This is a genomic window from Acidiphilium multivorum AIU301 (assembly GCF_000202835.1).
GTDB classification, from domain to species: Bacteria; Pseudomonadota; Alphaproteobacteria; order Acetobacterales; family Acetobacteraceae; genus Acidiphilium; species Acidiphilium multivorum.
The window spans coordinates 181,721-206,631 of sequence record NC_015186.1 but is presented as its reverse complement, the minus strand read 5'-3'; the positions used below and the strand labels follow the sequence as shown (position 1 = coordinate 206,631).

Here is a 24,911-nt window from a genome sequence, read left to right as displayed (position 1 = left end):
GCGCAAGCCGGGCATCACGATCCGTGGCGCCGGTGGCCCCGCCAGGCGGGGTCATGCCTTCGGAAGTGCGGCGGCGGCGTCCATCACCGCCTTGGCGTGGCCGGGCACCTTCACGCCGCGCCATGCTTTCGCGATGCGGCCATCCGCCCCGACGAGGAAGGTCGAGCGGTCGATCCCCATGTATTTGCGGCCATACATCGACTTCTCGACCCAAGCGCCGAAGGCCTCGACCACGGCACCGGATTCGTCGGAGGCGAGCGGGAAGGCGAGATTGTATTTGGCGGCGAATTTCTCCAGCGCCGGCATCTTGTCCTTCGAGACGCCGATGACGTCGATACCGATGCCGCCGAGCACCGGCAGCGCCTCCTGGAAGGCGCAGGCCTCCTTGGTGCAGCCGGGCGTGTCGGCCTTCGGATAGAAATAGAGAATGAAGGGCCTGCCCTTGTATCCGGCCCGCGAAACGGTGCGCCCGCCGGTCGCGGGCAGGGTGAAATCCGGCGCCTGGTCGCCTTCGGCAACGCTCATGCTGTGTCTCCTCGTGGATTGGTGATGCCGCGCGGATCGCCGAGATGGCGCACGAAGGACGTGCGGACGACGGCGGCCTGCGCCTCCATCGTGGCGATGATCCCGTCGAAATCAAGCGCGCCGGCGGCGGCGAGAATGGGGGCAAGGGCGGATTTCGGAGAGTCCGGGCGGGGATCGGCGAGGCCGGTGATGCGGCGCATGGCCTGCACGGCGCGATACCAGCGGTCTGCCGCCGCGAGCGCGCCGGCCTCGGCGGGGTCGAGCGCGCCGCAGGCCTCAAGTTCCGCCAGCGCCTCGGCGGTGCGCTGGCGGAACCGCGAGGGCGCGCCGCGGAAATGGACGAGTTGCAGCGCCTCGGCGATGAAGCCGAGCTCCATCATGCCGCCGGCGCGGTGCTTGAGGTCGAACGGGCCGGCGGGCGGCGCATCGCGCGCGAGGCGGGCGCGCATCGCCACCGTGTCGGCGCACGTGGTCGCGGGCGGGATATCGCGCGCAAGGGCGGCGCGGATTTCGGCATCGACCACCGGCGCGAAGCCGCGAGTGGCGGCGAGCACGCGCGCACGGGTCAGCGCCAGGCGTTCCCACGTCCAGGCTTCCTCGGCGTGGTAGCGGCGGAAGGCGGCGAGCGAGACGGCGACCGGCCCCTTGTTGCCGGAGGGGCGGAGCCGCATGTCGACCGCGTAGATCGCCCCCTCGGCACCGGGAGCGGTGATGGCAGCGACCAGCGCATGGGCGAGACGCAGGAAATACTGGCTGGGCGGCAGGCGGGCGGCGGCGGCTTCGGGCGGGTGGTCGTAGATCAGCATCAGGTCGAGATCGGAGCCGGGCTGCATCTCGCGTGCGCCGACGCGGCCGAGGGCGACGATGGCGAAGCGCCCGCCCCGCACCCGGCCGTGGCGGGCGGCGAAATCGGCCATCACCCGCGGCAGCAGCGCGGCCAGCGCGGCATCGGCGAGGTCGGTGCGCCAGAGCGAGGCCTGGTCGGCGCCGATGCGGCGCTCCAGCGTCGCGACCGCGAGGTGGAATTCCTCGCGCCGGACGAAGCGGCGCAGCGTGTCGAGCGCGGTTTCGAGATCGGCGGCGTCGCGCAGCAGGCGGCGCAGCGCCGGGCCGGGGCGGGTGAAGCGGGCAACCGGGGCGAGCAGCGCATCGAGCGCGCCGGGATGGCTGGCGAGATGGTCGGCGAGCGGCGGGGCAGCGCCGAGGACGGTCGCCAGCCGGTCGAGCAGTGCGGGGTTGTGCTGAAACAGCGAGAGCAGGCTGACGCCGGCGCTCTGGCGTTCCAGCATCCGGTCGAACCGGCGGAAGGCGAGATCGGGGTCGGTCTGGCGGCCGAGGGCGCGCAGGAGCGCGGGCATGATCGAATCGAGCAGTTCGCGGGCGCGGGCGGTGCGCAGCGCTGGCAGCGTGCCGTTGCGCCAGAGGCGGAGCCTGACCGCGAGATGTTGCGGATCGGCGAAGCCGAGCGACTGCGCCTGGCCGGCGAACGCGTCGGGAGCGGCGCCGGACTCGCCGGGATCGGGCGCGCCGTCTTTGCCACTGCCGGGATCGGTATCGAAAAAATCGGCGAAGATGGCGTTCACTGTCTCGCAGACCGCATCGAGCCATGCTGCGAAGCGCGCGGCATCTGGCATGTTCATGAAGGTGGCGAAGCGGGCGAGGCCGGCCTCGGTTTCGGGCAGGGTATGGGTCTGGCGGTCCTCGACCATCTGTAACCGGTGCTCGACCTGGCGGAGCGCGCGATAGGCGGCGGCGAGGTCGCGCGCGGCGGCGCGCGGCAGATGGCCGGCGGCGGCGAGCGCGCGCAGGGCCGGCAGCGTCGCCGGGATGCGCAGCGCCGGCTCGTGCCCGCCCCAGACCAGTTCCAGCGTCTGCACGATGAACTCGATCTCGCGGATGCCGCCGCGGCCGAGCTTGACGTCGCGCCCGGCGATGCGGCCCGGAGCGTCGCGCCGGCGCTGGTCGATCCGCCGCTTCATTCCGTGGATTTCGGCGACGGCGGCAAAATCGAGATTGCGGCGCCAGATGAAGGGGCGAATCTGCTCGAGGAAGGATGCGCCGAAATCGCGGTCACCGGCGACCGGCCTTGCCTTGGAAAACGCGGCGCGCTCCCAGGTGCGGCCCTGGCTTTCGTAGTAGCTGAGCGCGGCGGCGAGGCTGACGACCGGCGGGGTGGCGGCGGGGTCGGGGCGCAGGCGCAGATCGACGCGGAAGACCATGCCATCCGCATCGCGCTCGGTGAGCAGCGGAACGAGATCGCGCGCGAGGCGCGCCATGGCGGATTGCGAATCGTCCCGGTAAACGGAAGATGAAGGATCGAACAGCAGCACGAGGTCGATATCGCTCGAATAGTTCAGCTCGCGCGCGCCGAGCTTGCCCATGCCCAGCACGGCGAAGCGGCTAGCCCGTTCGGGGTCGGCCGGATCGGGCAGGCTTATGGTGCCGCGCTCGTGCAGATGACGCAGCAGATGGCGCAGTGCGAGGCCGATGCTGGCATCCGCAAGGTCGGACAGCGCGGCGGTGACCTGCTCGACGCCCCAGGCGCCCGACAGGTCGGCCAGCGCGATGGCCAGTGCTGCGCGGCGCTTGACCTCGCGCAGGATGCGGCCGATCGCGGCGCGGGTGGCGAGCGGGTCGGCTTCGCGCAGCAGGGCCAGCGCCTCGTCCATCACCGGGCCGGCGCCCTCGGCGAGCACGCGCGGCGGAATATCGGACTCGCGCAGGGCGAGATTGGCGAGATGCGGGGCATTGCCGCCGAGACAGTCGAGCAGGGCGCGGCCCGGCGCCGCATCGGCGAAGCGCCGCGCGGCGGCGCCGATGGCGGCGAAATCCGCGACGAACGACGCGGCGGCCCGCGTGTCGGCGGGGGGCGGAAATCCGGAAGCCAGCGCCAGGAACTCGTTCATGCCGCCGGAAGTGTTCGATGAGGCGGCGGCTGCGTCAAGCCGGGCGGGTCGCCGGGCATGTCGGGCACCACGGCGCGCGGCTGGCGGGCACGCTTGTGCTGGTCGCGCTGCTGCTGCTGGGGGGCGCGGCCTGGCGGCTCGGCCAGGGGCCGGTGGACCTGCCGCCACTCGCCGCGCGGATCGGGGCGGCGGTAAGTGCCGCCGAGCCGGGGCTGACGGTCACGGTTGGGCGGGCCGGGCTGGCCTGGGAAGGGTTCCGGCGCGGCGGCGCGCCGATCGACCTGCGTCTCGCCGACATCGCTATCCGCAACCGCTCGGGGGTCGTCGCGGCGCGGATCTCGACGCTGCGGGTGACGCTGTCGCTCGCGGCACTGATCAAGGGCGCGATCACGCCGATCCGGATCATCGCGCATGATCCCGCCATCGTGCTGCGCCCCGCGCTACAGGCGCCCGGCGGGCTGGCCGCGCCGCCCGAGGCGGTGGGCGAACTGCTCGCGCTGATTTCTCAATCGCCGCGCACCGGCTTGCTCGATCTTTCGGCGCTCCGGGCGATCCGCATTGCCGACGCGCATGTGGCAATCGAGCCCGTCGGCGCGCTACCGGAGCTGGTGGCGACCGATGGCGCGCTGGTCTTTACCCGCCATCCGGGCGGGCGGATGGGGGGGGCTGCAAGCGCCGATTTCCACAATGGCGGCGAGGTGATCCCGCTCGGCCTGACGATCGCGGGGAATGCCGGCGCGGGACGGGTGACCGCATTGCTCGGCCCGTTCGATCCGGGGCGGCTGATGAAACCCGGCAGCCCGTTCACCGCGGTCGACCTGCCGGTGATGCTGGCGGCATCGTGGCCGGTGGGCCGGTTCACGACACCGGAGCTCGATCTCGGCGTCAGCGCAGCCGCCGGCGGCATTGCGGCGGGTACCGGGCAGGTACCGATCGCCGGCCTGCAGGCCCACGCGGTGGCGACGCGGAATGAGGTATTGCTGTCGGATGCGCGCATCGATCTTGCTGGACCGAACGGGACAGCGGGACCGGCGGTGCGGCTGCGGGGGCGGATCGCGCTGCGCGGCGCCCTGCCCGCCGCGATCGATGCGACGGTCGATCAGGTTTCGGCGACCGACCTGACGCGCTACTGGCCGCAGGGCCTGCTGCGCGACGCGCGGCACTATGTCACCCGGCACATCAAGGCGGGAGTGGCGCGGGACGGGCGGTTCCATGCTGTCTTCGACCTCGCGACCGGAAAACTGGCGCCGGGGGCGGTGACGGGCGAGTTCGCGGCCAGCGGCGTGACGCTCGACTGGTTTCCAGGTGCGCCGGCGATGACGGCCCTTGCCGGTAAACTGCATTTCGCAGCCGATGATTCGCTCGACATCGATGCGACCGCGGGGCGGCTCGACGGTCTCGCACTGCGTGGGAACATGCGGATCACCACGCTCAGCCGGCACGACCAGACGGCAACCATCGACGCCCATGCCACAGGCGGGCTGGCCGACGCGCTGGGCCTGCTGCGCAAGCCGCCGCTACGGCTGAAGACGACCGCCCTGAAGCTCGACCGGGCAACGGGACAAATGGCGGCGACGATCCATGCGAGCGTGCCGCTGAAGCGCCGGCTGGCGCTCGCGGATATCGCGATCAGGGCCGATGCGGCTCTGACCGCCGTACATCTGCCGCTGCCGTTCGCGGGACTGGCGCTCGAAGACGGCAGCGCGGCGCTGGAGGTCGATCCACACCATCTCGCCCTGCATGGCAACGGGCGCGTTGCGGCGACCGCGACGCGCTTCACGGCGGCGATGACGCTGCCTGGCGGGCCGCTCACGCTCGAGGCCAAGGCCAACGCCACACGTCTGGCTTTGGCGCGGATGGGCCTGCCGGTCGCCGCCTGGCGGTCGGGGGCGGCGCCGCTGACGGTGACCTATCGCGACCAGGCGGGCGGCGGTGTGTTGGAAATCGGCGCCGACCTGACCGGCGCGACGTTGGCCGCTCCCGCGTTCGGCTGGCACAAGGCGGCGGGGCAACCCGGCCGGGCGACGTTGCGGATCGGGTTGAGCGGTGGCGGCCCGTTCGGCGGGCTGGAAGCGGCGCATGTGGAGGCGCCGGGGCTGCTGTTCGACGGCGTGCGGCGGGCGGGGCGCTTCGCCGTTGCCATGGCACGGCTCGGCCAGTTGCGGGCGCGCGGCTCGGTGGCGCCGCCGGCCCGGCTCGGCGCGCCCTGGCGGATTTCGCTCTCCGGCGGAACGCTGGATCTTTCCGCGCTGATCGCGCAAGCCCGTGCGCAAGCCGGCACGGCGGCGGCCGCGCCGCGCCCGGCATCCGGCCCGGTCTGGGCGTTGAATGGAACGTTCGCCCAGTTGCGGCTGCACGCCGCGCCAGCGCCGTTACTCGGCGCGACGCAACTCGCCGCGACCGGGGATGGCGACCGCCTCACCGGGCTCGAGGCGACACTGGTCCAGGGGCCGCGGCAAACCGGGCGGCTGACCTATCGCCGCGCCGGCGGGGTGACGCGGATCCGCCTCGACGCGCCGGACGCGGGGGCGCTGCTGGCGGCGACGGGTGCTACCGGAGGTGTGAACGGCGGCACGCTCACGCTCGATGCAACACGGCAGGGGGGTCTTACGAAAGGGCGCCTCGGCATCGACGATTTCCGCCTGACCGAGGTGCCGGTGATGGCAAAGGTGCTGCAGGCGCTGACCATCTACGGCATGCCGGCGGCGACCTCCGGGCCGGGACTCGCCTTCACCCGGCTGGTGGCGCCGTTCACCATGTCCGGCGAGGTGGTGACGCTCGGCGGGGCGCGGGCATGGTCGCCCTCGCTCGGCTTCACCACCACGGGGCAGATCGACCTTGCGCGGAAGCGCTACGACCTGTCCGGGACGATCGTTCCCGCCTATGCGCTGAACACCCTGCCCGGCCGGATTCCGCTGATCGGCCGGCTGTTCAGCCCGGAGAAAGGCGGCGGGCTGTTCGCCGCGCGCTATACCGTGGTCGGGCCATTTGGCGCACCAAGGGTCGTGGTCAATCCGGTTTCTGCACTGGCGCCGGGATTCATCCGCGACCTGTTCGGCATCGGGCCGCCGGAAGCACCGGCGAAACCATGACGCAAACGTCAGGAAGCGTCCGCAAAGATTGACTTGCCGAACGACGCCCCATAGATCATCCAGCAAACGACAGCGACGCGAAACGCCAAACCTGTGGAGTGACCATGAAGCTGCTGGTGCCTGTAAAGCGTGTGGTTGATTACAATGTGAAGGTCCGGGTGAAATCGGATGGCAGCGGGGTCGAGCTTGCCGGCGTGAAGATGTCGATGAACCCGTTCGACGAAATCGCGGTTGAGGAGGCGGTGCGGCTCAAGGAAAAGGGCGTGGCAACCGAGATCGTCGCGGTGTCGATGGGGGTGAGCGCCTGCCAGGAGACGATCCGCACGGCGCTGGCGATGGGGGCCGACCGGGGCATCCTGGTCGAGACCGAGGCCGAGCTGCAGCCGCTGGCGGTGGCGAAGATGCTCAAGGCGCTGGTGACGCGCGAGCAGGCCGACCTCGTGATCATGGGCAAGCAGGCGATCGACGACGACATGAACGCCACCGGCCAGATGCTCGCCGCTCTGCTCGGCTGGCCGCAGGGCACCTTCGCCAGCAAGGTCGCGATCGCCGACGGCACGGTGACGGTGACGCGTGAGGTGGATGGCGGGCTGGAAACGGTCGCGCTGAAGCTGCCGGCGGTGGTTACGGCGGATCTGCGGCTGAACGAGCCGCGCTACGCCTCGCTGCCGAACATCATGAAAGCGCGCAAGAAGCCGATCGAGACGGTGAAGCCGGAAGATCTCGGCGTCGACCCGGCGCCACGGCTGACCACGCTGAAGGTGGCCGAGCCGCCGCAGCGCAAGGCAGGGGTCAAGGTCGGCTCGGTGGCCGAACTCGTCGAGAAACTGCGCAACGAAGCGAAGGTGATCTGATCATGGCAGAGGTTCTGGTTCTCATCGAGCACGACGGCGCGCATGTGAAGCAGCCGGCGCGCAGCGCGGTTGCGGCGGCGGCGAAGCTCGGCACGGTGCATGCGCTGGTCGCTGGCGAAAACGTGGGGGGCGCAGCGCAGGAAGCCGCTGCGATCGCCGGGGTGGACAAGGTGCTGGTCGCGGACAGCAAGGCGCTGGCGCACGCGCTGGCCGAGCCGCTGGCCGACCTGATCGTGAAACTCGCCGGCAATTACACGCATGTCCTCGCCACCTCCACCGCGACCGGCAAGAACGTGATGCCCCGCGCCGCAGCCCTGCTCGACGTGCAGCCGATCAGCGACATCGCCGGGGTGGTGGATGCCGACACCTTCGTCCGCCCGATCTATGCCGGCAACGCGATGGCAACGGTGAAATCCGCCGACACGAAGAAGCTCATCACCGTGCGCGCGGCGAGCTTCGATCCCGCACCGGCCGAAGGCGGAGCGGCGGCGATCGAGACGATCGAGGTCGGGGTCGACGCCGGTGGTTCGAGCTTCGTCGGCGCCGAGCTTTCGAAGAGCGAGCGGCCGGAGCTGACGGCGGCGCGGATCGTGGTTTCCGGCGGGCGCGGCATGCAGAACGGCGAGAATTTCGGCAAGCTGCTCGACCCGATCGCCGACCGGCTGGGGGCCGCGGTCGGCGCCTCGCGTGCGGCGGTCGATGCCGGGTTCGTGCCGAACGACTACCAGGTGGGGCAGACCGGCAAGATCGTCGCCCCCGACCTCTACATGGCGGTCGGCATTTCCGGCGCGATCCAGCATCTCGCGGGCATGAAGGATTCCAAGGTCATCGTCGCGATCAACAAGGACGAGGACGCGCCGATCTTCCAGGTGGCCGATTACGGCCTGGTGGGCGACCTGTTCACAGTGCTGCCGGAGTTGCAGAAGGAGCTCGGCTGAGCCCTGCGGGCTTGAGCGACATCAAGGCGCCGGGCGGCCATAAAGGCTAGCCCGGCCTGTGTTTCAGGCGGAAGGAAAAGTAGATGGAGATCAGGACTCTCGGCGTGCTCGGCGCGGGCGCGATGGGCAACGGCATCGCGCATGTCGCCGCCCTGTCCGGGCTCGATGTCGTGCTCGTCGACACCGCGCAGGCGGTGCTGGAGAAGAGCATGGCGACCATGCGGAAGAACCTCGAGCGCCAGGTGCAGAAGGGCACGATCGACGCGGCGGCCGAGGCAGCCGCCCTCGCCCGCGTCTCGCCCATGACCACGCATGACGCTTTTGCGAAATGCGACATGGTGATCGAGGCGGTGCCGGAGCGCGAGGAGATCAAGCGCGCGGTCTATGCCCAGGTGATCCCGCATCTCGCGCCGCACGCGATCCTCGCCTCGAACACCTCGTCGATTTCGATCACGAAGCTCGGCCGGGCGTCGGGGATCGCGGAGCGGTTCGTCGGCATGCATTTCTTCAACCCGGTGCCGATGATGAAGCTCGTCGAGGTGATAAGCGGGCTGGAGACGACGGATGCGACGGTTGCCGCGGTCGAAGACCTGGCAAAGCGGATGGGCAAGATCACCATCGCAGCACAGGACATGCCGGGCTTCATCGTCAACCGCATCCTGGTGCCGATGCTCAACGAGGCGATCTTCGCGCTGCACGAGGGGATCGGCGACGTGGTCTCGATCGACAACGGCATGAAGCTCGGTGCCGGGCATCCGATGGGGCCGCTGACGCTGTGCGATCTGGTCGGGCTCGATGTCGCGCTGGAAGTGATGCGCGTGCTGCATGCCGGGCTCGGCGAGGACAAGTATCGCCCCTGCCCGCTGCTGGTGAACTATGTCGAGGCCGGCTGGCTTGGCCGCAAGACCGGGCGCGGCTTCTACGACTATTCCACCAACCCGCCGACGCCGACGCGCTGAGGCTTGACTTTCAAGGGAAGACCCGGCGCCGCGCGGTGCCGGGTTTTTGCGCTTACGGGGCGCGGCTTCAGGATTTCCACTGGCTGAGCACCACGCTGGCGATGATCAGCACGCCGCCGAGCACCTGGGCAGGGGCAAATATCTCGCCAAAGGCAGCACCCACAAGCCCGGCCCAGACCGGCTCCAGCGTGTAGATCAGCGTCGCCCGGTTGGCCGGGATGCTGCGCTGCGCCCAGTTCTGCGCGACCAGGACGAAGGCGGTGGCGAGGCCCATGCCGGTCATCGCCGCGAAGGGAAAGGCACGGGTGGTGATCATGATGCCGCCGCGCACCGCCTCGACGGCGAAGGAGATCACGCTGACGGTGGCCAGTTGGACGATGGCGATACGGCGCGGATCGGCGGCGAGCGCGCTATGGCCGATCAGCACGATTTCGAGCGCCGCCCCCAGCGCGCCGCCGAGGGTGAGCCACTGGCCGCGGTCGAAGGCGAGCGACAGGCCGGTCATGCCGGAGACCAGGACGAGGCCGACGAAGGCGAGCACGAGGCCAGCTGTCGCGAACAGGCCGGGACGGCGGCGGAAGATCAGGAATTCGAGCAGCGGGACCATCGGCACGTAGAGCGCGGTAAGGAAGGCGGATTCGCCGCTCGCCACGGTGCGCAGCCCGTCCGCCTGCAGACCGTAGCCGAGGAAGAGAACAAGACCGATGGTGATGCCGCCGGTGATCTCCATCCGGTTGAAGCTCGCCGGATGCGGGCGGGTGACAAGCACGACGGCGAGTGCGGCAACGCCGAAGCGCCAGCCGACAAAGGCATACGGCCCGATGAAGGGCAGCGACAGGCGGGTGAGCAGGAACGTCCAGCCCCAGATCACGGTCACCGAAAGCAGGACGAGGACCGGGGCGTTCGGACGTGACAGGAAGCCGGAGACCGGCGATGACGGACGGGCGATGTCGCTCATGGCCTCCATCAACGCGATAAGCGGACCGGCGGCAAGCCCGCGCGATCAGGTGAGACGCAGCCTTGCTTCCACGACATCCTCCTCGCCGGGAACATGGGCGATCGCGAAGCCGAGATGACGGATGAAGGCGAGCATCGGGTGGTTGTCGGCCAGAACCTGACCGATGATGTCGACAACACCCTCGTCGCGCGCCCAGTCGATCAGGTCGCGCATCAGCGCCGAGCCGAGGCCGACGCCCTTCGCCGCACCCTCGACGAGGACGGCGAACTCGCCCTCGGTGCCGTCGGTATCGGAGCGGACCAGGCGGGCGACGCCGACTGTCTCGCCGGTGGCGGTTTCGACTGCGATCAGGGCGAGTTCGCGGCCGTAATCGACCTCGGTGAGGCGGACCACCTGCTCGGGCGTAAGCTGGCGCACGGCAGAGAAGAACCGGAAGCGGACATCCTCCGGCGCGAGGCGGGAGAACAGGCGCTGATGGGCGGCGGCGTCTTCCGGGCGGATCGGGCGGATCTGGAAGCCCCTGCCTTTCAGCGTCATCGTGTGGGCGAGATGGGCGGGATAGGGCGTGATCGGCAGCGGCTGGCGACGCTCGCCGGGCGCGTGCAGCGTGATCCGCACATTGGCGGCGATGACGCCGGCGCCGGTGGCGAAGAGCGGGTCGATTTCCAGGCGCTCGATTTCCGGCCAGTCGACGACGAGCTGGCTGATGCGGACCAGGGTGCCGGCGACCGCGGCGCGATCCGCCTCGTCCAGGCCGCGGGCGGGGCGCAGCAGCGCGTTGCCGCCGGCGCGGAGGATCAGTCCCTCGGCCAGTTTCAGGTTGAGGGGCGGGAGATCGAAGGCGAGGCGTGAGGTATCGGCGGCGTCGCCACCACCGGGGCCGAAGCCGATGGTGGGGCCGACGAAGGGCTGCTCGCCGACCAGGATGCGCAGCTCTCGGGCGCGAGGAAGCTGGCGCTGGACGAGGAAGCGCGCCCCCTCGGGAAATTCGCCCCTGCGGCGCAGGCGGGCGGTGATCAGCGTGGCGGCCGCGCTAGCGGAAGCGGCGTCCGGTAGGTCAAGCGAGACGCTGCCTTCGGGGCGGCGCCGCGCGAGATCGGGGTGGGAGACCTTCACCACCACCGGAAAGCCGAGCGACGAGGCCGCCGCCGCCACATGTTCCGGCGTGTCGACGATGCGTGTTGCGGCGGTTTCGATGCCATAGGCCCGCAGAATGGCGAAGCCGGCATCCTGCGGCAGGGCGGTGCGGCCACCATTGCGGGCGAGAGAAAGGGCGGCATGGACGGCGGCCCGGTCGGGGGCGACATCGAGCACCGCGGAGGGCGGCAGTTCGCGGGCGGCGGCGCGGATGGCGCGGTGGCGGAGCAGGTCGCCGAACCCTTCGACGGCACGTTCCGGCGTGGCGAAGGCGGCGACCCCGGCCTCGGCCAGCCGGCGGCGCTGCGGGGCGGCGGTGGTCTCGCCGAGCACGGCGGCGAGCAGCGGCGCCTTGATGCTGCCGGAACAGGCAATCAGCCCGGCGATCGCGGCATCGTCCGCCGGGCCGGAGGGGGCATGGATGACCAGCACGCCACCCACCTCGGGGGAAGCGGCCAGCATGGCGGCGACGTCGGCAAGGCGGGTGCCGGGTGCGTCCTGTAGCGCGATCGGCCCGGCTGGCTCGGGTGAAGCGCCGAGCAGCAGGCCGAGCACACGGCGGGTTTCGTCGGACAGCGCTGCAAGGCCGATGCCGGCGGCGAGCGCGGTGTCGGCGGCGAGGCGACAGGCGCCAACACTGTTGCCGATGATCGCAAGACTGTCGCTGCGGGCCGGACGGGCGCGGGTGAGCGTTTCGGCGGCTGCAAGAAATTCGCCGAGGCTGGTGGTCAGCATCACGCCAGCACGGCGCAGCGCGGCCTCGAACCCGGCGAGCGCGATGCCGCTTGGATCGCCAAGCCGGGCGCCGGGAACGATGGCGACGATGGGACGCAGGCGCGCCGCCGCGCGGGCGGCCGAGAGGAACAGGCGCGGATCACGCAGGCCGGCGATTTCCATCAGGATCGGGCCGGTGCCGGGGTCGCGCGAGAGATGGTCGAGCACCCGGCCGAAGCCGATATCCGCATTGCCGCCGATGCCGACGACATGGGAGAAGCCGATGCCGTTGGGCGCCGCCCAGTCGATCACCGCGCGGGCTAGCGCGGGGGACTGGCCGAGCAGCGCGACCCGACCGGGCGGCGGCGGTATGTGGCTGCGCAAGGCGTTCAGCCGCGCCCCGGGTGCGGCGATGCCGAAGGAACGCGGGCCGACGACCCGCACTCGGGCGGCCAGCGCTGCCTCCCGCAATCCGTCGACCGCGGCGTAGACCACTGCCGCCCCGCGGAGGCGGCCGGCGAGGCCGGCGATGACGCCGGGCACCGCCTCGGGCGGATCGGCGATCAGCGCAAGATCGACAGTTTGCGCGCCCTCCCCCGGTTCCCTGACGTCGCCCGGAAAGCCGGCGGCGTCCAGCGAGGCGCGCAGCGATCGGCCGACTGCCGTGTCGCCGCCCGAGAGCATGATGGTCTTCGGGGCAAACAGGGCCTCGGGGTCGAAGCGATTGACGATGGAATAGCCAAGCGGCTTCATCGCGGCTCCTCCTGATCTTCGGCGGCGCGCGGCAGACTAGATCGGTTTGGCGCCAACCGGAACCGCCCTGGGGTGACGATACCGCGTCATCCGATCGGACGAGGTGCGGCCCGGCCCGGCGCTACCGGGCGGGGCCGACAATCGTGGGTTCGGGCAGGGAGGCGCCGCTGCCGACATAGGCCGGATTCGCATTGCGCACGCAGCGCGAGATCATGTCCCGCCGAGCGTGGATCTCTGCAAGGCGGTCGAACCGGGAGCCCTGGTCGGGCGTGCCCTGGAACGGGGTGGCGAACTGGTCGGTGCGCGAGAGATAGGCATAGTCGCGCGCGCGCTCATAGGCATTGGCCTGCTGGGTGCAGGCCGCGATGTCGGCCTGCTCGGCGGGCGAGGCGGGCGGCGGCGCGCCGAAGGTGCAGGCGGCGAGCGGCAGGATCAGCAGGGCCAGGGTCAGGATGGGGCGCGGCATGGCGGGTTTTCCTCGGATTCGCGCGGGAGCAGCTGTGCGCGCAGGGCGTTCTCGTCGAGAGCGCCCGTATCGGTCAAGCCAGTGCGGGCCGCGGCGCCGAGCAGCGCACCGTCGAGCTCTGCGGCTCCACGGTCGAACCGCACGAAACGGGCGGTCCAGCCGCCACCGGCGAGCAGGGCGACGAGGCCGAGCAGGCGGAGGCAGACGGAGACGCCATGCGCCGTCGAGAGATCGGCGATATGGTCGACCGAGGAGGCCCAGACCCTGGCATCGCGGTCGCGCAGCACGACATCGGGGCCGCCGGCGAAGCGGAAGCCGCGGCGCGGCCCCTCGGCGCCGGCGCGGGCGGCGCGGTGCGCGGCTTCCCAAGCCTGTTCAAGATCTCGCTTCTGCACGCGTGGCAGGCGTGCCGGCGGGATCGGCACGAGATGCAGTTCGGTGCCGTCGGCAGCGACGGCGCGGGGAATGGCGACGGCCATGCCCTTCAGATGGCGATCCGCACGCCGAGTTCCACGACGCGGTCGGACGGGATCTTGAAGAATTCGGTGGCCGATATCGCGTTGCGCAGCATGAACAGGAAGATCGCCCTGCGGATGAAGCCGAGCTTGGGCACGGTCGCGGCGACAATGGTCTCGCGGCCGAGGAAATAGCTGATCTGCATCGGGTTGAAGGGCAGCCCCTGCTCTCGCAGCAGGTCGAGCGCTCGGGGGATGTTGGGGCTTTCCATGAAACCGAAGGAAAGCAGCACGCGATAGACGCCCTCGGAGAGTTCCTCGACCTTGGCGCGCCGCGCATCGCCCACGAAGGGGACGCCGGGATTGCGCACGGTGACGAAGACCACAGTTTCGTGCAGTACCTTGTTGTGCTTGAGGTTATGCAGCAGCGAGGACGGCGTATATTCGGGGTTTCCGGTCATGAAGACGGCGACGCCGGGAACACGGACGATGCGCGATTGCGGCAGCCGGCCGAGGAACGAGGCGAGCGGCAGACTATCCTGCTGCCAGCGCTGGTGAAGCAGGGCGCGGCCGCGGCGCCAGGTGGTCATGACGGTGATGAGGCTGAAGCCGATGGCAAGCGGTACCCAGCCGCCATCGAACACTTTCAGCACGTTGGAGCTGAAGAAGGCGAAATCAACCAGCCCGATGGCGCCGAAGACCAGCACGGTGCGGCGAAGCGGCCAGTTGAAATGCCGGCAATAGACGAAGGCAGCCAGCGCGTTCGTCGACAGGAAGGTGCCGGTGACGGCGATGCCGTAGGCCGAGGCGAGGGCGGAAGACGAGCCGAAACCGAGGACCAGCAGCACGACGACGACGAACAGGAAGCTGTTGACCGGCGGGACATAGATCTGCCCCTGCTCGGTCTCGTTGGTGTAGCGGATCGGCATGCGCGGCAGCAGGCCGAGCTGGGTGCTCTGCCGGGCAACCGAATAGGCGCCGGAGATCACGGCTTGACTGGCGATCACTGTCGCGATGGTCGCCAATATGACCATCGGCACCACCAGAGCATGCGGCAGCAGGAAGAAGAACGGGTTGCTCGCGGCGTGCGGATCGCGGATCACGAGGGCGCCCTGGCCGAAATAGTTGAGCAGCAGGCATGGAAGGACGAAGAACAGCCAGGAGACGCGTATCGGCTTCGCGCCGAAATGCCCCATATCCGCGTAAAGCGCCTCGGCGCCGGTGACCGCCAGCACGACCGAGCCGAGCGCGATGAAGGCGAGAAGATCGTGCCGCATGATGAACGCGGCGCCGTAGACAGGAACCAGCGCGCGCAAGACATTCGGGTGAATGAAGATCTGGTGAAGACCAAGCGCGCCGATCACCACGAACCAGATCACCATGATCGGGCCGAACGCACCGCCCACCCGCGCCGTGCCGAACCGCTGGACGAAAAACAGCACAAGAATGACCGCGATGGCGATCGGGAGCACGAATTCCTTGAGCCCCGGGGAGACCACCTCCATGCCCTCGACGGCGGAGAGCACGGAGATGGCGGGGGTGATTGTCGCATCGCCGAAGAAGAGGCCGGCACCGCAGATGCCGATGATGCCGATGATCCATTTCGTCCGGTCGGACTGGGTGACGCGCTGGGCGAGCGCCATCAGCGAGAGCGTGCCGCCCTCGCCCTCGTTGTCGGCGCGCATGATCAGGAGGACGTATTTGATGGTGACGGTTATGATCAGCGCCCAGAAGATGAGCGAGAGCAGACCAAGGACGTCGGATTCCTGGAGTTTATTGCCAGGGAAATATGACAGCGAGGCCTGCACCGCGTAGAGCGGCGAGGTGCCGATATCGCCGTAGACGACACCGAGCACGCCGATCAGGCCAGCGAGACGGAGCTTCTCGCCGGGAGAGCCGTGCGGGGTCGCGCTTTCGCTCAAGCGGCGCTCCCGTCCCGGCCGCGGCCGATCGGCGCTACCTCGCCGGTCATGCCGGCGAGCACCTCGGCGACGTGGCGCACGGCAACCGGCTTGCCCTCGCGGGTCAGGCGGCCGGCCATGTTCAGCAGGCAGCCGAGATCGCCGGCGAGCAGCAGCTCGGCGCCGGTCGCGGCGATGTCGGCGGTCTTGTCGGAGACCATGCGGGCGGAAATGTCGGGATGCTTGACACAGAACGTGCCGCCGAAGCCGCAACAGACCTCGGGCGTGTCCATTTCCACGATTTCCAGCCCCTCGACGCGGGAGAGCAGCACGCGGGGCTGGTCCTTGACGCCGAGTTCGCGCAGCCCGGCGCAGGAATCGTGATAGGTGGCTCGCTGCGGCAGGGCGACATCGAGCCCGGCAAAACCCATCACGTCGACCAGGAAGCTGGTGAGTTCGAAGGTTTTCGCGGCGATGACGTCGGCCTTGAAGCGCAGGTCGGGGTCGGCCTCGAACAGGCCGGGCATGTGCTTGCGAAGCATGCCGGCGCACGAGCCCGAGGGGGCGACGACGTAATCGTAGCCCGCGAGGGCGGTGAGCAGGCCCTCGGCCAGGGCGCGGGCGGTTTCATGATCGCCGGAATTGTAGGCGGGCTGGCCGCAGCAGGTCTGCGCCCGCGGCACCTCGACCGTGCAGCCGGCGGCCTCAAGCAGACGGATGGCGGCGAAGCCGACGCTCGGCCGGTAGAGATCGGCGAGGCAGGTGACGAACAGGGCGACGCGCGGTGCGGCCGCGGCGGATTCACTCATGAGGACGCTCCCTTGGCGGATGTCGGCGCGGCGGCGGGCTGGCGGGGCAGGAAGATGAAGATCCGGCCTGTGCCGTCCTGGGCACTCGCCTGCGCCGCGGCCTCGTTGCCGATTCCGAAGAAGATCTGCGCGGCGGAGGTGCCGTGGGCACCGACATCGATGTCCTGCGCGGTGGTCAGCCGGGCGAGCGACTTCGTCGCGACATAGACGGGCGCGCCGAGCGGAATCGCCTTCTCGTCCACCGCGATCGAGCCTTCCGGCGCCAGCGGCACGTCAAGCGCGCCGGGTGTGCCGAGATCGTCGGGCACGCCGCGGATGCGCTTGAAGAACACGTAGTTCTTGTTCGCATCCATCAGGCCGCGCGCCTCGACGGGATGGGCGAGCAGCCACGCGCGGATCGAGGTGATCGAGACCTGGTCGGGCTTCAAATAGCCCTTCTCGACCATCAGCTTGCCGATCGGCGTGTAGGTGCGGCCGTTGGTGCCGTCGAAGCCGAGATCGATGAGCGTGCCGTCCGGCAGACGCAGGCGCGCGGCGCCTTGGAGCTGGATCATGTAGGCGTCGACCGGATTCTTCACCCAGGCAACTACCTTGGCCTCGCGGTTGATCTCGCCGGCCTCGATCTGGGCGCGGGTGTAATAGGGCACCATTGTGCCGTAGCGCAGGCGGCCGACGATACGGCGCTTGCCGGAGGAGTCGCGGAAGGCGGACAGGTTGGCGTTCACGAGATTGCGCGGACGACCGTAGATCGGGACATCGTAGCCGCGCTCGCGGATTTCCGAGCCGGGATAGACCGGCTCGTAATAGCCGGTGATCCGCGTGGCGCCGGACGCTGCATAGGGCACCATCCATGCCTCGAAGAAATGCTGGGCCGCGGCCGCGTCATCCGGCGGGACGGCTTCGGCGGCAGCACAGGCAGCGCGCCACTGGCCGGCCTTGCCGCCGAGCGCGCCAGCCACGCCGACGCCACCCAGCGTCTGGTCGACCGGCATGACCGCGATCACCTTGCATGACCTCTGGAAACTCGGCAGGCCGGCGACGGCAGCCTCAACGCTCCAGCCGGGGAGCGTGGCGAAGGGCACAGGGGTGAGGCCGGCATGATCGGCCTTGGGCGCGCCGGCGGGCGGCAAGGCACAGCCGGCGAGCAGGGTGATGGCGGTGAACGGCGCGGCAAGGCCGCGCAAGGTGGATCGGTGCATGGATCAGCCGCTGCGCGCCGCCGCCAGCCGCCAGGTCGGGTCGGCCGCGCCGAGGGATTTCTCGAAACTCCAGAGGTCGACGATCTCGGTCATCGCCTCGGTGCCAGCGATAACCTGCCCCTGGCGATCACGCGTGTAGTTCTGCTGGTCGGAGACGAAGCGGACGACGATCACGGCCTCGCCGCCGAGGAGTTCGGCCTCGTCGATCGTCGCCTCGACAATGCGGACGATCTCGGTGTGCTGGGTTTCGCCGGCCTCGGCGCGCTGGGCCACCGCCTGCTCGAAGGTCGCGAACACGCCAGGCGTGAGCAGCGGCCGCAGGGCCGCGAGGTCGCCTGCGGCGAAGGCAAGCACGATGCGGCGGAAGCTGGCCTCGGCGCCGTCGAGAAACCGGGCCGGATCGAAGCCGCGCTCGGCCTGGGCGATGCGCGCGAGCGTCTGCCCGACGACGGTGTGAGGCGCGGGCACCGGGCGGGTGGACCGCGGCGGCTCGGCAACCCCCTCGATCACCGGGCCGCCGGGACGCTGCATGCCGCCGGCCGCAGTCGGCTCGGGCATGGGCGGCCGCTCGTAGCCGGTGCGACGGCCCAGCACGCTGCGCAAGCGCAGCACCAGGAAGCCCGCGACGAGCGCGAGAAGGACGATATCGACGGGAAATCCGGTATGCATGACGCTAAGACACCTGTTCTCGGGGCAAGCCCGCCCTCGTGATAGGCCGAGCGCGGCGCGCCCGCAACCGCGGCATGCCCGACGCGCGGTTTGCCGAAGCCCCCGACGCAGGGTATCGCTGAAGGCATGATCCTGCTTCGCCACGGCCAGAGCGAGTTCAACCTCCACTTCACCGCGACGCGGCGTGACCCTGGAATCGAGGATCCCGGACTGACCGAACACGGGCACGCGCAGGCGGAGGCCGCGGCTTCGGCGCTTGAAGGGCACTCGCTGCGGCGGCTGATCGTCTCGCCCTATACCCGTACGCTGCAGACGGCAGCGCCGGTGCTGGCGCGGCGGCCCCTCGATGTCGAAATCTCGGCGGAGATCCGCGAGCGGTTCCACTTCACCTGCGATATCGGCAGCCCACCGGATCGCCTTGCCGAGAGGTTCCCGGATCACGATTTCGCGCACCTGCCGACTCGCTGGTGGCCTGACGAAACCGAGACGGAGGAGGCGGTGATCGAACGCGCGAATCGGTTCCGCGCGGCGATGGCGGCGCGGCCGGATTGGCGGGAGACGCTGGTGGTCAGCCATTGGGCCTTCATCCTGGCACTCACCGGACAGTCACTGACCAACGGTTCATGGATCAACTATGATCCGACCTCGCCGCCGCCGTCCGCCTTGCGCTGGCGTCCCTGACCGCGGCCGGCGCAGGAGGTCTTGAATCGTGCGTCAGACATCAAAAAATACGTCAGGCCTGAAGTCGTATCGGGACGAGAAGACGGGCGCGGAAAGGCCAGAGGCGCGTGACACGACGACCAATCACCGCATGAGGCGCCTCCGCCTCGCCGCCGCCGCGCTGCTGACGCCGGGACTTGCAGGCTGCGCCGTCGGTCCCGCGTTCAACATGCCGCAGACCAATGTGCCGGCGCGGTTTTCGGCCACCGCGGACGCAAAGCCGGCCTGGCCGAAGCCCGGATGGTGGCGCCATTTCGGCTCGCCGGAGCTCGACCGGCTGGTGGAAGCGGCGAAGGCACACAATTTCTCGGTGATCGAGGCGATCGACCAGCTCGAGGCGGCCAACGCGCAGGCACAGATCGCCGGCGCGCCACTGCTGCCAGCGATCACGGGCAGCGGCAGCGGGTCATTCCAGCAGATCCAGGCGAATGCCGGCAACGGGCTGCAGGCGGTGGATACGCGCAGCTTCACCGCGACGTTCCAGGCCTCCTACCAGCTCGATTTCTGGGGCAAGAACTATGACGCGCTGCGCGCGGCGCAGGCGAACGCGGCGGCGGCGGAATTCAACGCGGCGACGGTGGCACTGACCGCCGAAGCCTCGGTCGCCACCGTCTATTTCCAGGTACTGGCGTACCAGGACCAGCTGGGAATTGCGCAACGCAATCTGAAGGCGGCGGAGGGGCTGCTCGCACAGTTGCGGGCGGAACTGCGGGCCGGGATCGTCGATGCACCGACGGTGGCGCAGCAGGCTGCGCTGGTTGCGTCTGAGCGGGCGAACATTCCCAACCTGGTCTCGCAGATGCGCCAGGAGGCGATCGGCCTCGGCATCCTGACGGGGCGGGCGCCGGAATTCCTGCGCGTGCGGGGCGGCTCGCTCGGCGCGCTGACGGTGCCGGCGCTGGCGCCGGGACTGCCGGCCGGACTGCTGGAGCGCCGGCCCGACATCGCGGAGGCGAAGGCCAACCTGATCGCCGCCAACGCCAATGTGCGTGGCGCGATCGCGGCGTTCTTCCCGTCGATCACGCTGACCGGCTCGGGCGGCTGGCAGAGCAAGGCGCTGAACCTTCTCTTTGCGCCAGGCTCGACACTGATCTCGGCGGCAACCTCGATCGCCCAGCCGATCTTCGAGGGCGGTACACTGACCGGGCAGCTGCGGGTGAGCCGCGCGACCTATCGGGAAGATGTCGCAAAATACGAGCAGGCGGTGGTGCAGGCTTTCACCGATGTCGAGACCGCGATGACCGCGCTGCGCTACGCCACCGACCAGGAAGCGCTGCAGCAGGTTGCGGTCGCACGCGCCCGAGCCGCGCTGGATGGCGCCAGGGCGCAGCTCAGGGCCGGCGTGGTCGATATCGGCACGGTGCTGAACGCCGAGCAGACCCTGCTGTCGGACGAGACGACGCTGGTGACGACGCGGCTCACCCGGCTCGATGCCGCGGTCAATCTCTACAAGGCGATGGGCGGTGGCTGGACGGCCGGCGCCGGCAAGGATCACTGACGATGGCGAAACGGCGCGGACGGATCATTTTCGGGCTGGTGGCGCTCGCCCTTGTCGGCGCGGTGGCGTACCGGCTGGCGCACCGGACGAAACCCGCGCACGGCGGCGGGGCAACGGCGATTCCTGTGGAGGTGGCGAAGGCGACGCGGCAGAACGTGCCCGTCTACCTCGATGCGCTCGGCACCGTCGTCGCCTACCACACGGTGACGGTGCAGCCGATGATCACCGGGCCGCTCACCAGAATCCTGTTCACGCCCGGCCAGTTCGTGAAGAAGGGCGATCTTCTCGCGGAGATCGATCCCGCGCCCTATCGCGCGACACTCGACCAGGCGGAGGCGAAGCTTGCGCAGGACAAGGCGAGTCTCGCCAACGCGGAAATGCAGGCGCGACAATACGCCTCGCTGGTCAAGCAGAACTACACCTCGAAACTGCAGGCGGCGACGGCGCTCGCCACCGCCGCCGAGGATCGGGCGCTGGTGAAGCAGGACGAGGCCAGCATCGAGACCGACCGGATCAATCTCGGCTATACGCGGATCACCGCGCCGATTTCCGGACGCACCGGCATCCTCCAGGTGAATGCCGGCAATATCGTCAGCCCAAGCACTACCAGCGGCATCGTGGTGATCAACACGCTGCAGCCGATCTCCGTGCAGTTCAGCCTGCCGCAGCAGGATCTGCCGGCGATCATCGCCGCGATGAAGCGTGGCAAGGTTGACCTGCTCGCCACCGAGGAGGGCGATCCGCAGACCGCGAAGGTGCTCGACCACGGCACGCTCGCCGTTCTCGACAACACGGTGAATGCGAACACGGGAACGCTGACGCTGAAGGGCACGTTTGCAAATCCGGACCTCACGCTGTGGCCCGGCGCCTATGTGAACGTCCGCACGCTGGTCCGGACGATCGACAATGCGGTGACCGTGCCACCGGTCGCGGTGCAGCAGGGACCTTCCGGTAGCTTCGTCTTTCTCGTGAAGCCGCCGGCCAAGAAGGGGGGATCGTTCACCGTGATTGACCAGAAAGTGACGCTCGGCGTGCAGACGGCGCGCGTCGTGGTCGTCACCAGCGGACTTGTCCCTGGCGACGAGGCGGTGACCGAGGGCAATTCGCGCCTGAAGGGCGGATCGGCGATCCACATCGTCACGGGTTCCGCCGGCGCGCCGTGAACATTTCCGCCCCGTTCATCGCCCGGCCGGTCGCGACATCGCTGCTCGCGATCGCGCTGCTGCTGATCGGCGCGATGGGCTATCGGGCACTGCCGGTCTCCTCGCTGCCACAGGTCGATTTTCCGACGATCCAGGTGGTGACCAAGCTTCCCGGCGCCTCGCCGGATACCGCCTCGAAACTGCTGACCGCGCCGCTCGAGCGGCAGTTCGGGCAGATCGCGGGGCTGGCGGCGATGAGTTCGATCTCGAGCCAGGGGACCAGCGCGATCACGCTGCGGTTCGACCTCTCGATGCCGATGACGACGGCCGCCCAGGACGTTCAGGCCGCGATCAACGCCGCCTCGGGCACGCTGCCACCAAACCTGCAATATCCGCCGACCTATTCCGAGGTGAATCCAGCGGACGCACCGATCCTGACGCTGGCGCTGACCTCGCGCACGCTGCCGCTCGACGCCATCGCGGATGCGGCGCAGACCCGGCTTGTGCCCAAGCTCTCTCAGGTGAAGGGGGTGGGCAAGGTGACGGTCGAGGGCGGGCTGACCAAGGCAATCCGCATTGAGGTGAACCCGGCGCGGCTCGCTGCCTATGGCGTGTCGCTCGAGGATGTGCGCAACGCCATCGCCAATGCCAACCAGTCCGGCGCCAAGGGCGCGCTGGACGGGCATAATCAGGCCTACACGATCGGCGCCAACGACCAGATTACCATGCCGGCGCAGTATCGCGACCTGATCATCGCCTATCGCAATGGCGCGCCGGTGCGGCTGTCGGCGGTGGGGACGGTGAGCCCTGGCCTCGAGAACGACCTGCAGAGCGCGAGTTATGACGGCACGCCGGCGGTGGTGGTCGATATCCAGCGCCAGCCCGGGGCGAACATCGTCAGCACGGTGGCGGATGTGCGGGCTGCGCTGGCGGGGCTGCGCGCGGCGATGCCGCCGGGCATCGATGTGAAAGTCGTCGCCGACCGGACGGGGACGATCCGTGCCTCGGTGCGGGACGTGCAGATCACGCTGATCACCGCAGCCCTTCTCGTCGTGCTGGTGATCTTCCTGTTTCTGCCCAATCCGCGCGCGGTCCTGGTGCCGGCGGTGGCGTTGCCGCTCTCGATCGTCGCGACCTTCGCGGTGATGAACGAACTTGGTTTCCAGCTCGACAATCTCTCGCTGATGGCGCTTACCGTCGCTTCGGGCTTCGTGGTCGACGACGCGATCGTGATGATCGAGAACATCGTCCGCTTCATCGAACAGGGCGAGTCGCCGCTGAGGGCCGCCTATCTCGGCAGCGCGCAGATCGGCTTCACCATCGTGTCGCTCACCGTGTCTCTGGTCGCGGTATTCATTCCACTGCTGTTCATGCCGGGAGTGATCGGGCGGCTGTTCTCGGAATTCGCGGTAACGCTGTCGATCGCGGTGGTGATCTCGGCGGTGGTGTCGCTCACGCTGACGCCGATGATGAGCGCGCGGCTGCTGCGCGGCGCCGAGGCCTCGCAGCCGGGACGGATCGCGCGCGCGGCGGAGGCGGCGCTGGCGAGCGTGCGGGAGCGCTACCGCGCCGGCCTGGCCTGGAGCCTGCGGCACCAGCGGCTGATGCTCGCCACCTTCGGGGCGACGGTCGTGGCCACCGGCATCCTGTTCGCGATCATCCCGAAGGCGTTGCTGCCGCAGGAGGATACCGGCGCGATCGTCGCCGTGACGGAAGGCGCGCAGAGCATTTCGCTCGATGCGATGACGCGGCTGCAGGACCGGGCGATCAGGGCGATACGCGCCGACCCGGCGGTGGCGGGCGTCACTTCGCTGCTGGGGTCCGGCCTGACCAACCCGACGCCGAATACCGGCCGGCTCGGCATCACGCTCAAGCCGATCGGCCAGCGCCCCGCGATCGACACGGTGATGTCGCGGCTGCAGGCGCGGCTGGCCGGGATTCCAGGACTGCATGCCTACATGCAGCCGGTGCAGGACATCACGCTTTCCTCGCGTGTCTCGCCCACGCAATATCAATACACGCTCACCGACGCCGACCAGACGGAACTTGACGCATGGGCGCCGAAGATCCGCGCCGCCCTAGCCGCCCTGCCGCAGATTACCGACCTCGCCAGCGACCAGCAGAACCAGGGGCTGGAGACCTATATCGACGTCAACCGCGCCGCGGCGGCACGGCTTGGCATTTCGATGGCGACGATCGAGGCGACGCTCTACGACGCGTTCGGCCAGCGGCAGGTCAGCACGATCTATACGCAGAACGCGCAGTATCGCGTGGTGCTCGGCGTGGATCCCGCCTATGCGCGATCGCCGCAGGCGCTGGCCAGCATCTATGTGCCAACCGGCAGTCTTTCGGCGAGCGTCTCGTCCACGGCGCTCGGCCCCGGCGGATCGGTGAGCGGAAACAGCACGACGGCAACGGGGGCCGCGGGCAGCGTCAGCACGTCGGTAGCCGGCGAAGTGCCGCTGCTGGAGGTGGCGAAGATCGACCAGCGCTACGGACCACTCGCAATCACCCGGGAAGACCAGTTTCCCTCGGTGACGCTCAGCTTCAATCTCGCGAAGGGCGCGTCACTCGGCGCGGCCGAGAGCGCGATACGCAGTGCGGAGCAAAAACTCGGCGTGCCGGATACCATCAGCGGACGGTTCTCGGGGGCGGCGGCCGAGTTCGAAACCTCGCTCGCGCAGGAGCCGTGGCTGATTTTCGCGGCCCTCGTCGTCATCTACATCGTGCTCGGGGTGCTTTACGAAAGCACGATCCATCCGGTGACGATCCTCTCCACCCTGCCCTCGGCGGGGATCGGCGCGCTGCTCGCGCTGATGCTCTTCGGTGCGGATTTCACCCTGGTGGCACTGGTCGGCATCGTGCTGCTGATGGGCATCGTGAAGAAGAACGGCATCATCATGGTCGATTTCGCGATCGAGGCTGAGCGCACGCGGGGGCTGAGCCCGGAGGCGGCGATCACCGAGGCGGCGATCCTGCGGTTTCGCCCGATCATGATGACGACGATGGCGGCCCTGCTCGGCGCGGTGCCGCTGGTGCTGGAAGGCGGCGCGGGCGCGGAACTGCGCGCGCCGCTCGGCATCACCATCATTGGCGGATTGCTGGTCAGCCAGTTGCTCACGCTGTTCACGACACCGGTGATCTACCTCGCGATGGACCGGCTGCGGCCGGCACGGCGGGAAGCGCCGGCGGCACAGACTGGCCCGGCGGAATAGG

Annotated in this window: 18 protein-coding genes; 8 read left to right on the top strand and 10 right to left on the bottom strand. The window is 69.4% G+C overall.

Features of this window, described 5'->3' with window-relative positions:
• Positions 1-51: 51 nt before the first annotated feature.
• Positions 52-525, bottom strand: coding sequence for a peroxiredoxin (locus ACMV_RS00840; RefSeq protein ID WP_013639225.1), 474 nt, complete (start codon positions 523-525; stop codon positions 52-54).
• Positions 522-3,431 carry a bifunctional [glutamine synthetase] adenylyltransferase/[glutamine synthetase]-adenylyl-L-tyrosine phosphorylase gene (locus ACMV_RS00835; RefSeq protein ID WP_013639224.1) on the bottom strand — a complete coding sequence of 970 codons (2,910 nt, stop codon included), beginning with the start codon at positions 3,429-3,431 and terminating at the stop codon, positions 522-524. Before ACMV_RS00835 ends, ACMV_RS00840 begins: the two co-directional genes overlap by 4 nt.
• A 17-nt stretch (positions 3,432-3,448) precedes the next feature.
• Here ACMV_RS00835 and ACMV_RS00830 point away from each other — a divergent pair, with 17 nt between their 5' ends.
• From ACMV_RS00830 to ACMV_RS00815, 4 genes are all read left to right on the top strand, one after another.
• Positions 3,449-6,523 carry a YhdP family protein gene (locus ACMV_RS00830; RefSeq protein ID WP_013639223.1) on the top strand — a complete coding sequence of 1,025 codons (3,075 nt, stop codon included), beginning with the start codon at positions 3,449-3,451 and terminating at the stop codon, positions 6,521-6,523.
• Positions 6,524-6,627: 104 nt separating this feature from the next.
• Positions 6,628-7,377, top strand: a complete 750-nt coding sequence (locus ACMV_RS00825; RefSeq protein ID WP_007422669.1) for an electron transfer flavoprotein subunit beta/FixA family protein — start codon at positions 6,628-6,630, stop codon at positions 7,375-7,377.
• 2 nt (positions 7,378-7,379) lie between these two features.
• The gene (locus ACMV_RS00820) at positions 7,380-8,315 is read left to right on the top strand and encodes an FAD-binding protein (RefSeq protein WP_013639222.1); all 936 of its coding nucleotides are present in this window, start codon (positions 7,380-7,382) and stop codon (positions 8,313-8,315) included.
• 83 nt (positions 8,316-8,398) lie between these two features.
• Positions 8,399-9,274: a 3-hydroxybutyryl-CoA dehydrogenase gene (locus tag ACMV_RS00815; RefSeq protein ID WP_013639221.1), complete on the top strand. Its 876-nt coding sequence runs from the start codon at positions 8,399-8,401 to the stop codon at positions 9,272-9,274.
• Positions 9,275-9,341: 67 nt separating this feature from the next.
• Here ACMV_RS00815 and ACMV_RS00810 read toward each other — a convergent pair whose 3' ends face one another.
• From ACMV_RS00810 to ACMV_RS00775, 8 genes are all read right to left on the bottom strand, one after another.
• On the bottom strand, positions 9,342-10,232 hold the full coding sequence (locus ACMV_RS00810) for a DMT family transporter (protein ID WP_231844455.1): 891 nt from the start codon (positions 10,230-10,232) through the stop codon (positions 9,342-9,344).
• Between the two features lie 45 nt (positions 10,233-10,277).
• Positions 10,278-12,836: a bifunctional acetate--CoA ligase family protein/GNAT family N-acetyltransferase gene (locus tag ACMV_RS00805; RefSeq protein ID WP_013639219.1), complete on the bottom strand. Its 2,559-nt coding sequence runs from the start codon at positions 12,834-12,836 to the stop codon at positions 10,278-10,280.
• 121 nt (positions 12,837-12,957) lie between these two features.
• The gene (locus ACMV_RS00800) at positions 12,958-13,302 is read right to left on the bottom strand and encodes a hypothetical protein (protein WP_013639218.1); all 345 of its coding nucleotides are present in this window, start codon (positions 13,300-13,302) and stop codon (positions 12,958-12,960) included.
• Positions 13,284-13,781, bottom strand: a complete 498-nt coding sequence (locus ACMV_RS00795) for a hypothetical protein (protein ID WP_007422441.1) — start codon at positions 13,779-13,781, stop codon at positions 13,284-13,286. Before ACMV_RS00795 ends, ACMV_RS00800 begins: the two co-directional genes overlap by 19 nt.
• 5 nt (positions 13,782-13,786) lie before the next feature.
• Positions 13,787-15,679, bottom strand: a complete 1,893-nt coding sequence (locus tag ACMV_RS00790; protein WP_007422440.1) for a potassium transporter Kup — start codon at positions 15,677-15,679, stop codon at positions 13,787-13,789.
• Positions 15,676-16,467, bottom strand: a complete 792-nt coding sequence (locus ACMV_RS00785) for a (Fe-S)-binding protein (RefSeq protein WP_007422439.1) — start codon at positions 16,465-16,467, stop codon at positions 15,676-15,678. The genes ACMV_RS00790 and ACMV_RS00785 overlap by 4 nt, the downstream gene beginning before the upstream one ends.
• Positions 16,464-17,666, bottom strand: coding sequence for a murein transglycosylase A (gene mltA, locus ACMV_RS00780; RefSeq protein ID WP_013639217.1), 1,203 nt, complete (start codon positions 17,664-17,666; stop codon positions 16,464-16,466). The genes ACMV_RS00785 and mltA overlap by 4 nt, the downstream gene beginning before the upstream one ends.
• A 3-nt stretch (positions 17,667-17,669) precedes the next feature.
• Positions 17,670-18,335: a Tim44/TimA family putative adaptor protein gene (locus tag ACMV_RS00775; RefSeq protein ID WP_011941307.1), complete on the bottom strand. Its 666-nt coding sequence runs from the start codon at positions 18,333-18,335 to the stop codon at positions 17,670-17,672.
• A 126-nt stretch (positions 18,336-18,461) separates the two neighbouring features.
• On the opposite strand from ACMV_RS00775, the gene ACMV_RS00770 reads away from it, so the two are divergent.
• The 4 genes from ACMV_RS00770 to ACMV_RS00755 all read left to right on the top strand — a co-directional run bounded on the left by ACMV_RS00770 (position 18,462) and on the right by ACMV_RS00755 (position 24,910).
• Positions 18,462-19,016, top strand: a complete 555-nt coding sequence (locus tag ACMV_RS00770) for a histidine phosphatase family protein (protein WP_007424623.1) — start codon at positions 18,462-18,464, stop codon at positions 19,014-19,016.
• Between the two features lie 130 nt (positions 19,017-19,146).
• The gene (locus ACMV_RS00765) at positions 19,147-20,553 is read left to right on the top strand and encodes an efflux transporter outer membrane subunit (protein WP_231844454.1); all 1,407 of its coding nucleotides are present in this window, start codon (positions 19,147-19,149) and stop codon (positions 20,551-20,553) included.
• Between the two features lie 2 nt (positions 20,554-20,555).
• Positions 20,556-21,716 carry an efflux RND transporter periplasmic adaptor subunit gene (locus tag ACMV_RS00760; protein ID WP_013639215.1) on the top strand — a complete coding sequence of 387 codons (1,161 nt, stop codon included), beginning with the start codon at positions 20,556-20,558 and terminating at the stop codon, positions 21,714-21,716.
• On the top strand, positions 21,713-24,910 hold the full coding sequence (locus ACMV_RS00755; protein WP_011941304.1) for an efflux RND transporter permease subunit: 3,198 nt from the start codon (positions 21,713-21,715) through the stop codon (positions 24,908-24,910). The genes ACMV_RS00760 and ACMV_RS00755 overlap by 4 nt, the downstream gene beginning before the upstream one ends.
• Position 24,911: the final 1 nt, after the last annotated feature.